The 8,515-nt window shown below is 69.0% G+C and carries 7 protein-coding genes and 6 tRNA genes; 2 read left to right on the top strand and 11 right to left on the bottom strand.

The features are described from left to right. Positions 1 to 193: 193 nt before the first annotated feature. Complete coding sequence (locus tag DEP02_RS10405) at positions 194 to 679, bottom strand: DUF4188 domain-containing protein (protein ID WP_198668375.1); 486 nt, start codon at positions 677 to 679, stop codon at positions 194 to 196. A 128-nt stretch (positions 680 to 807) separates the two neighbouring features. On the opposite strand from DEP02_RS10405, the gene DEP02_RS10400 reads away from it, so the two are divergent. Then, positions 808 to 1,458 carry a MerR family transcriptional regulator gene (locus tag DEP02_RS10400; RefSeq protein WP_112467053.1) on the top strand — a complete coding sequence of 217 codons (651 nt, stop codon included), beginning with the start codon at positions 808 to 810 and terminating at the stop codon, positions 1,456 to 1,458. Positions 1,459 to 1,507: 49 nt separating this feature from the next. Here the strand turns inward: DEP02_RS10400 and DEP02_RS10395 are convergent. The 10 genes from DEP02_RS10395 to DEP02_RS10350 form a co-directional block, all read right to left on the bottom strand. Beyond that, positions 1,508 to 1,580 (bottom strand) — tRNA-Glu (locus DEP02_RS10395). 25 nt (positions 1,581 to 1,605) lie between these two features. After that, positions 1,606 to 1,677, bottom strand: a tRNA-Gln gene (locus DEP02_RS10390). A gap of 21 nt (positions 1,678 to 1,698) precedes the next feature. Next, a tRNA-Glu gene (locus DEP02_RS10385) sits at positions 1,699 to 1,771 on the bottom strand. Between the two features lie 19 nt (positions 1,772 to 1,790). After that, positions 1,791 to 1,863: transfer RNA gene (locus DEP02_RS10380), tRNA-Glu, on the bottom strand. Positions 1,864 to 1,882: 19 nt separating this feature from the next. Further along, positions 1,883 to 1,955, bottom strand: a tRNA-Glu gene (locus DEP02_RS10375). A 38-nt stretch (positions 1,956 to 1,993) separates the two neighbouring features. Then, a tRNA-Gln gene (locus DEP02_RS10370) sits at positions 1,994 to 2,065 on the bottom strand. A gap of 90 nt (positions 2,066 to 2,155) precedes the next feature. Next, positions 2,156 to 2,890 (bottom strand): HAD family hydrolase, encoded by a 735-nt coding sequence (locus DEP02_RS10365; protein WP_112467052.1) that lies wholly within the window; start codon positions 2,888 to 2,890, stop codon positions 2,156 to 2,158. Between the two features lie 109 nt (positions 2,891 to 2,999). Then, a complete protein-coding gene (gltX, locus tag DEP02_RS10360; RefSeq protein WP_112467051.1) occupies positions 3,000 to 4,484 on the bottom strand; it encodes a glutamate--tRNA ligase in 1,485 nt (494 codons plus the stop codon). Beyond that, on the bottom strand, positions 4,468 to 5,253 hold the full coding sequence (locus tag DEP02_RS10355) for a fumarylacetoacetate hydrolase family protein (protein ID WP_112467050.1): 786 nt from the start codon (positions 5,251 to 5,253) through the stop codon (positions 4,468 to 4,470). Before DEP02_RS10355 ends, gltX begins: the two co-directional genes overlap by 17 nt. Positions 5,254 to 5,469: 216 nt before the next feature. Next, positions 5,470 to 5,658 carry a hypothetical protein gene (locus DEP02_RS10350; RefSeq protein WP_112467049.1) on the bottom strand — a complete coding sequence of 63 codons (189 nt, stop codon included), beginning with the start codon at positions 5,656 to 5,658 and terminating at the stop codon, positions 5,470 to 5,472. A gap of 597 nt (positions 5,659 to 6,255) precedes the next feature. On the opposite strand from DEP02_RS10350, the gene DEP02_RS10345 reads away from it, so the two are divergent. Next, positions 6,256 to 8,515: sensor histidine kinase (locus DEP02_RS10345; protein WP_117434520.1), on the top strand; the 2,260-nt coding region annotated here is incomplete at its 3' end.

Here is an 8,515-nt window from a genome sequence, read left to right as displayed (position 1 = left end):
GCCGTCCCGCACCCTTGATGAAGCTCCGCCCCAGACCCGGCGAGGACCGCCTCCCTCACCCCTGACGAGGCCCCACCCCAGACTCGCGAGGACCACCTCCCTCACCCCTGACGAGGCCCCACCCCAGACCCGGCGAGGACCGCCTCCCCCTCCCCCGCATCCCTGCTCCGCCCCCCGGATGCTCGGCACCCGATCAAGAGACGCGCAGACGGGTGGCTGCGCGGTTTCCCCGGTGGGTGACCGGCAGGACGCCCGTGGCCTTGCCGAGGCCGGATTCGGGCATGTTCGTGTAGATGGATTCGTAGGCTCCGGCCGGGACGACGTACGTCTCGTGCCACATGCCGACCTTGCCCTTCCCCTCGCGCAGCCGCCGGTTGAAGGCGGACCAGGCGGGGTGGTGGTTCTTGTCGGGCTCAGCGGCGTAGGCGAGGAGTTTCTCCTTGGACTCCCAGTACTGCACGAGCTGCACCTCTCGGGGTCCCGCCAGCAGGGACCTGTAGCCGAGGAGACCGCTGTCCGGGTCCTGGGTCAGCTCCTTGAGCATCGGCCCCATCGCCCTGGCCACCGGCCACCAACTGCGCACCGCGGCAAAGCTGTTGATCCGCATTCCGATGAAGAAGACGACCAGCTCCCCTTCGCCCGCGGCGGTCATGCGCCCTTCGATCGGCCTGGACCTCATGATGTCCCCCATTCTCGATCGTTCCCGATCGCTCTCGGCTGCTCCGAGCTATTGGATAGCTCCACTATCCTTGTTGGATAGTGACACTCCCCAACGGGAGGCGCAAGAGGGAAAGGGCCGGCACGGACATGCGACTGGCGGAGCTGAGCGCACGCAGCGGTGTCTCCACCGCGACGATCAAGTACTACCTGCGCGAAGGGCTGCTGCACCCCGGCCGCCGCGTCACGGCCACGCAGGCCGACTACGACGAGGGACATCTGCGGCGCCTGAGACTGGTGCGGGCGCTGATCCAGGTGGGGCGGATCCCGGTGAACTCCGCCCGTGAGGTGCTCGCCGCCCTGCAGGACGAGCGGATGGACCGCCATCAGCGCCTGGGCGCCGCCACCTGGGCCCTGCCGCACGGACCGGAGCCCGACGAGGCGGACCCGGACACCGACGCCGCCCGGCGCACCGCCGACGAGCTCATGCACCGGCTCGGCTGGTGCTACGGCCGTACCTCCGGCCGTGCCCCGGCCGGACCGGCGTACGAGATGCTGGTGACCGCGATCGCCGCGCTCTCCCGGCTCGGTTACCCGTGCGCCGCCGAGGACTTGGAGCCGTACGCCCGCGCCGCGGAGCGGATCGCCGTCAGCGATCTGGACCTGGTGGAGCGCTACGGAACGCCCGACGAGCAGGTGGAGGCCGCGGTGGCGCTGACGGTGCTGTACGAGCCGGTGCTGCTCAGCCTGCGCCGGCTCGCGGAGGCGGAGGAGTCGCGCCGCCGGTTCGTCGAGGAGTGACCATGGACACGCGGAAGGGCCCTCCCGAGGGAGGGCCCTTCTTCTCGCGTACCCCCGACCGGATTCGAACCGGCGCTACCGCCTTGAGAGGGCGGCGTGCTAGGCCGCTACACAACGGGGGCGTGACCTCGCGTTTCCGCGGATCAGCTGGTCTACCTGGACTCGAACCAAGACTAACTGAACCAGAATCAGTCGTGCTGCCAATTACACCATAGACCAAAGGTGGTACAGACCACTGAGTACCCCCGACCGGATTCGAACCGGCGCTACCGCCTTGAGAGGGCGGCGTGCTAGGCCGCTACACAACGGGGGCCCTGATCCCGAAGGATCCGTACCCCCGACCGGATTCGAACCGGCGCTACCGCCTTGAGAGGGCGGCGTGCTAGGCCGCTACACAACGGGGGCCCTGATCCCGAAGGATCCGTACCCCCGACCGGATTCGAACCGGCGCTACTGCCTTGAGAGGGCAGCGTGCTAGGCCGCTACACAACGGGGGCTTGCGGATGTGATCCGCGGTGCAGATGAGCTCTGCGAGCTGGCCTACCTGGACTCGAACCAAGACTAACTGAACCAGAATCAGTCGTGCTGCCAATTACACCATAGGCCACTGGAACGCAAGCCCCTGAGGGGATCTTGTTCTAGCATTGCGCCTGCGGATCCGGACCGTCGGCCCGCGCTCCGCGGCGCAGGAAGAACATTACCCGATGGTGGACGGGGCTCCAAAACGCATATCCGTGCCGAGGATGTCGGGAAGTTCGCCGAGCGAGGCGATCCGGCGCGGACCGGCGTCCCCGACCGGGGCGGTGTGCACGCCGTCGCGGTCGATCCAGACGGAGAGCAGCCCGGCCTCGGCGGCCCCCCGTCCGTCGATCTCCGGGTGGTCTCCGACGTACGCCACCTGGTGCGGAGCGAGCTCCAGCGCGTCGCACGCCGCGTGGAACGCCCGGGCCTCCGGCTTCGACACACCGAGCTCGGCGGCGCACAGCACGGCCTCGAAGCGGTCCCGCACACCGAGGGTGTGCAGCTTGTGCTCCTGGACGTGAAGGCTCGAGTTGGACAGCACCGCGTGCCGGTAGGCGGCGGCGAGGGTGTCCAGGGCGGGCAGCACGTCCGGGAAGAGCGCCCAGGCGGCCTCGTAGTGGCCCAGGTACCGCTCGAACCACGCCTCGGTCTCGTCGTCGGTCAGCTCCGGCCGGCCGAGGAAGACCCGCACCCGGTCCCGCCGCTGCTCCTCGAAGGACGCCTCCCCCGACGAGAACCGCGCCCACTGCGCGTCGGTGATCCGCCGCCAGAGTGCCAGGGCCTCCTCCGCACTCCCGTACGCGTCGAGCAGCCCCTCTGCCACCAGATGCGCCCGCATGCCGACACGGTCGGCGGTGGTGTAGTCGAAAAGGGTGTCGTCCACGTCCCAGACCACGGCTTTGATCGGCATGACACCGACGGTACGCCAGAACGGACGGAGAGGGGCCGGAGTTCCCCGAACAGTACGAAGGGGCGGCACCCCGGGCCGGGTGCCGCCCCTGACGCACGGGTGCGTCGCCTCACACCGTGAGCTTCACCAGCGCCGCGTCGATCCTGGCCAGCGTCTTCTCCTTGCCCAGGACCTCCAGGGACTCGAAGAGGGGCAGGCCGACCGTGCGGCCGGTGACGGCGACGCGGACCGGGGCCTGGGCCTTGCCGAGCTTGAGGCCGTGGGCCTCGCCGGCGGTCAGGACGGCCTCCTTCAGGGACTCGGCGGAGGTCCAGTCGGCGGACTCCAGCTTCTCGCGGGCCGTGCGCAGCAGGGCGTCGGAGCCTTCCTTCATCGCCTTGTTCCAGCTCGCCTCGTCCTCGACCGGCTCCGGCAGGAACAGGAAGTCGACGTTGTCCGTGATCTCGGACAGGACCTTCAGGCGGGTCTGGGCGTGCGGGGCGATCGCCTGCCACTTGGCCTCGTCGAAGTCCTCCGGGGCCCAGGGGGCGAACGGGGGCTGCAGCCACGGGCGGCAGCGCTCGGTGAAGTCCTTCACGTCCAGCAGGCGGATGTGGTCGCCGTTGATCGCCTCGCACTTCTTCAGGTCGAAGCGGGCCGGGTTGGGGTTCACGTCCTTGATGTCGAAGGCCGCGATCATCTCCTCGAGGGAGAAGATGTCCTGGTCGGCCGAGAGCGACCAGCCGAGCAGCGAGAGGTAGTTGAGCAGGCCCTCGGGCAGGAAGCCGCGCTCGCGGTAGAGGTTGAGGGAGGACTGCGGATCGCGCTTGGAGAGCTTCTTGTTGCCCTCGCCCATGACGTACGGGAGGTGGCCGAAGGAAGGGATCTCCTTGGCGATGCCCAGTTCCATCAGCGCCTTGTAGAGGGCGATCTGGCGCGGGGTGGAGGAGAGCAGGTCCTCGCCGCGCAGGATGTGGGTGATCTCCATCAGGGCGTCGTCGACCGGGTTGACCAGCGTGTAGAGCGGGGCGCCGTTGGCGCGGACGATGCCGTAGTCCGGCACGTTCTCCGGGGTGAAGGTCAGCTCGCCGCGGACCAGGTCGGTGAAGGTGATCGTCTCGTCGGGCATGCGGAAGCGGACGATCGGGACGCGGCCCTGGGCCTTGTACTCCTCGACCTGCTGGGCGCTCAGGTCGCGGCAGTGGCCGTCGTAGCCGGAGGGCTTGCCGGCCGCGCGGGCGGCCTCGCGGCGGCTGTCCAGCTCCTCCTGGGAGCAGTAGCAGTGGTAGGCGTGGCCGGCGTCCAGCAGCTTCTGCGCGACGTCCTTGTAGAGGTCCATGCGCTGCGACTGGCGGTACGGCGCGTGCGGGCCGCCGACCTCGGGGCCCTCGTCCCAGTCGAAGCCCAGCCAGCGCATCGCGTCCAGCAGCTGCTCGTAGGACTCCTCGGAGTCACGGGCGGCGTCGGTGTCCTCGATGCGGAAGACCAGGGTGCCCTGATGGTGCCGGGCGAACGCCCAGTTGAACAGGGCGGTGCGGACCAGGCCCACGTGGGGGTTACCGGTGGGCGAGGGGCAGAAACGGACGCGTACGGGTGCGCTAGCCACGCTTGACAACCTTGTTGGTGAGAGTGCCGATGCCTTCGATGGTGACGGCGACCTCGTCGCCGACGTTGAGGGGGCCGACCCCTGCCGGGGTGCCCGTGAGGATCACGTCGCCGGGGAGCAGCGTCATGGCCTCGGAGATGTTGACGATCAGGTCCTCGATGGGGTGGAGCATGTCACTGGTGCGGCCCAGTTGCCGCTGCTCGCCGTTGACGGTGAGCTGGATGGTCAGATCGGCCGCGGCGGCGAGGTCGAGGTCCGTCTCCACCCAAGGGCCGAGCGGGCAGGATGTGTCGAAGCCCTTGGCCTTGGCCCACTGCTTCTCGCGCCGCTGGACGTCGCGGGCGGTGATGTCGTTGGCGCAGGTGTAGCCGAAGATCACGTCCTTGACGCGCTCGCGCGGGACCTCGCGGCACATCCGGCCGATGACCACGGCCAGCTCGGCCTCGTGGTGCAGTTCCTCGGAGAAGGAGGGGTACTGGATGGGGTCCCCGGGGCCGATCACCGAGGTGGAGGGCTTGAAGAAGGCGAACGGGGCGTCGGGCACCTCGTTGCCGAGTTCGCGGGCGTGCTCGGCGTAGTTGCGGCCGAAGGCGACGACCTTGTTGGGGAGCACCGGCGGCAGCAGCCGTACCTTGCTCAGCGGCACCTTCGTGCCGGAGAGCTCGAAGTCCGCGAACGGGATGCCCTTGATGATGTCGAGGACGAGCTCGTCCTGCTGGTCGCCCTCGACCGCGCCGAAGGCGACGTTCCCGTCGATGGAGAACCTGGCGATGCGCACGGGTTGCTGGCCCCTTGGCTTGAGCGGCTGGAGTCTGACGCTCCAGGCTAACGCGGGCAGGGGTCCCGGACCTCGCGCATTACGGCGCACACCTCACGCCTTACGGCACACAGGGCACGGAGGAGGGGCGCCCCCTGGCTCGGGACGCCCCTGCGTCTCCCTGTGCGGATGATCTGTTCGCCGGCCGCCGTGAGCATTCGGCGGCCGGTCCGCGTACTACCCGGCGACAGCGGCCGCGACCGGCACGTCCATGAGGACGGTGCGCCTGGGGTTGGCGGTCTGGGCGGGAAGGGAGACGGAGTGCTCCGGCTGCTCCGGCGTCTGCAGGGCTTCGGCGTCCTCGAGGTGCGTCAGCGTCGTGCGCCGGGGGTTGGCTATGGTGCGGAACAGCATCGTCGTCTTCACGGTTGTACGAGACCTTGTCGTGTACGGGCGCCGGAGCGTCGAGTCGAGGGGCTCCCACGCCGGATTGTCGGATGTGCCAAGTCTGTAAAGCGTCAGGCTAAACATTCAATCCCTGACCGAAGACGTGAAGAGCCCGTGTTCCCGGTGTGAGTTTGCTCACGGAAGCATCGACAAACCGGGCAATTCTCCAGCGCACCCTTCGTCGCCGAAACGGACATTGACCCACTGAAGCCACCATTCCGCTCCTGATCATGGCGACTGGGACACCTCTCGCGACTCGCGAGTACGTAGCGATATGTCCCCTATGGGCGAGATATCTTTCCACGCTGCGTAGCTCGTCACTCACATGCTGTCATTGAGGTCACAGCCTGGTCCTCACGCCTTGTTGGAGATCCGGCACTGTGCTGGAATGCCACGGACCGCCGCAGGATCGTGCCGGCGCGCAGGGCGCAATCAGCGCCGAGTGGCGGCGGGAAGGGGGAGCCAGCGCCGGTCACTCACGACCACCGAGGGAAGCGTTTCAGGACGCTCCCCACCACGCCGACACCGTCCTTCCGTTCGCGCGGAGGGGCGCCTGGTCCAGAGGTTGCGACGCTAGTGCAGGGACGTTTCAAGAGGGATGGCAGCGCTTCGGCGGAGCCGGAGCCGCACGGCGGGACTGGCCCCATGCCAGGCAGCTCCTCGCCCCAGCACGCCCAGAACCCGGGCCCCGGCCCGGCCGGCGACAGCGGTGAGCGCCCCGGCGGGCCGGCGTCGCCGAGCACCGCCCCGGCGGTCAAGCCGGCCAAGGGCCCGGTCGGCTCCGGTTCACGCATGGCGATGCGCAACTGGCGCATCTCCACGCGTCTGGTGTCGCTGCTCGCGCTCCCCGTGGTCGCCGCGACCACACTGGGCGGGCTGCGCATCGACCAGAACATGGACGACCTCCAGCAGCTGGACAACATGAAGCTGCTGACAGACATGACCAAGCAGGCCACCGAGCTGGCCGCCGCGCTCCAGGAGGAGCGCGACCAGTCCGCCGGTCCGCTGGCCAACCCCTCCGTGGCGACCGCGATCACCGTCAAGGGCGTCCAGGACAAGACGGACCGGGCCATGGACAACTTCGTGTCCAAGTCCGAAGAGATCGACAACGCCAGCAAGAGCGGCAACCTCCAGGGTGTCCGCGACACCCTCGTCGGCATCGTCAGCAACCTCAACGGTCTCAGCAAGATCCGCAAGGACGCGTACCAGTCCAAGGACAACTCGTCCCGGACGGTCGACCGGTACCACCGGCTGATCACCGATCTGCTCGCCCTCTCCCAGGACATGGCCGAGGCGACCAGCAACCCGGAGATGATTCAGCGCACCCGCGCCCTGGCCTCCTTCTCCTCCGCCAAGGAGTACGCCTCCGTCCAGCGTGCCGTGATCGCCGCCGCCCTGCCGGCCAACAACACCACGGCCGGCGACCTCTCCGAGAACGACCGCCTGTACGCCCAGGCGGCACTGGAGAGCCAGACCTCGGACCTCAACAGCTTCCGCAACATCTACGGGGACGGGGCCGAGGAACTCCTCAGGCCCATGGAGGAGGGCAACCCGACCATCCTGGCCGCGGACACCTACGCCAAGCGCCTGCTGGACAACCGCGACGGTATCCGGCAGGCGAACAAGCGCTCCTACCGCGACTGGGTCGACGACAGCTCCACCAAGCTCCAGCAGATGAAGAACATCGAGCTCCGGCTGCTCGAGGAGATGGAGCAGAAGGCCCGCGAGCTGCGCAGCGCCACCGAGCGCGAGGCCATCATCTCCGGTGCGCTGATCCTGCTCGTCCTCGGCGTGTCGCTGGTCGGCGCCTTCGTCATGGCCCGCTCCATGATCCGCTCGCTGCGCCGGCTGGAGGAGACCGCGACCAAGGTCGCCCAGGAACGTCTGCCCGAGCTGGTCAAGCAGCTGTCCGAGTCCGACCCGCAGGACGTCGACACGTCCGTGGAGTCGGTCGGTGTGCACTCCCGGGACGAGATCGGCCAGGTGGCCGCGGCCTTCGACGAGGTGCACCACGAGGCGGTCCGCCTCGCCGCCGAGCAGGCCCTGCTGCGGGGCAACGTCAACGCGATGTTCACCAACCTCTCGCGCCGCTCCCAGGGTCTGATCCAGCGCCAGCTGTCGCTGATCTCCGAACTGGAGTCCCGTGAGGCCGACCCGGACCAGCTGGCCTCGCTGTTCAAGCTGGACCACCTCGCCACGCGCATGCGCCGTAACGGTGAGAACCTCCTCGTCCTCGCGGGTGAGGAGCCCGGCCGCCGCTGGACCCGCCCGGTCCCGCTGGTCGACGTGCTCCGTGCCGCCGCGTCCGAGGTGGAGCAGTACGAGCGCATCGAGCTGTCCTCCGTGCCGACCACCCATGTCGCCGGCCGCGTGGTCAACGACCTCGTGCACCTGCTCGCCGAGCTGCTGGAGAACGCGACCTCGTTCTCCTCGCCGCAGACCAAGGTCAAGGTCACCGGTCACGCGCTGCCCGACGGGCGGGTGCTGATCGAGGTCCACGACACCGGTATCGGTCTGTCGCCGGAGGACCTGGCGGCGATCAACGAGCGGCTCGCCCAGCCGCCCACCGTGGATGTGTCGGTCTCCCGCCGCATGGGTCTGTTCGTGGTCGGCCGTCTGTCCCAGCGGCACGGCATCCGCATCCAGCTGCGCCCCTCCGACTCCGGTGGTACGACAGCTCTGGTCATGCTTCCCGTCGATGTCGCCCAGGGCAACAAGAAGCCGGTCGCGGGCAAGCCCGGTGGCCCGTCCGCGGGTGGTCCGGCGGCAGCGGCCGCTGCCGCCGGTGCCGCCGCGGCACGCCGTCAGACGGGCGGCGGTGCCCCCGGCGGGGGTG

The sequence above is a fragment of the Streptomyces triticisoli genome (assembly GCF_003270085.1).
In the GTDB taxonomy this organism is placed as follows: domain Bacteria; phylum Actinomycetota; class Actinomycetes; order Streptomycetales; family Streptomycetaceae; genus Streptomyces; species Streptomyces triticisoli.
Note: the sequence above shows the minus strand (reverse complement) of the source record. Positions and strands in the feature narration are given on the sequence as shown.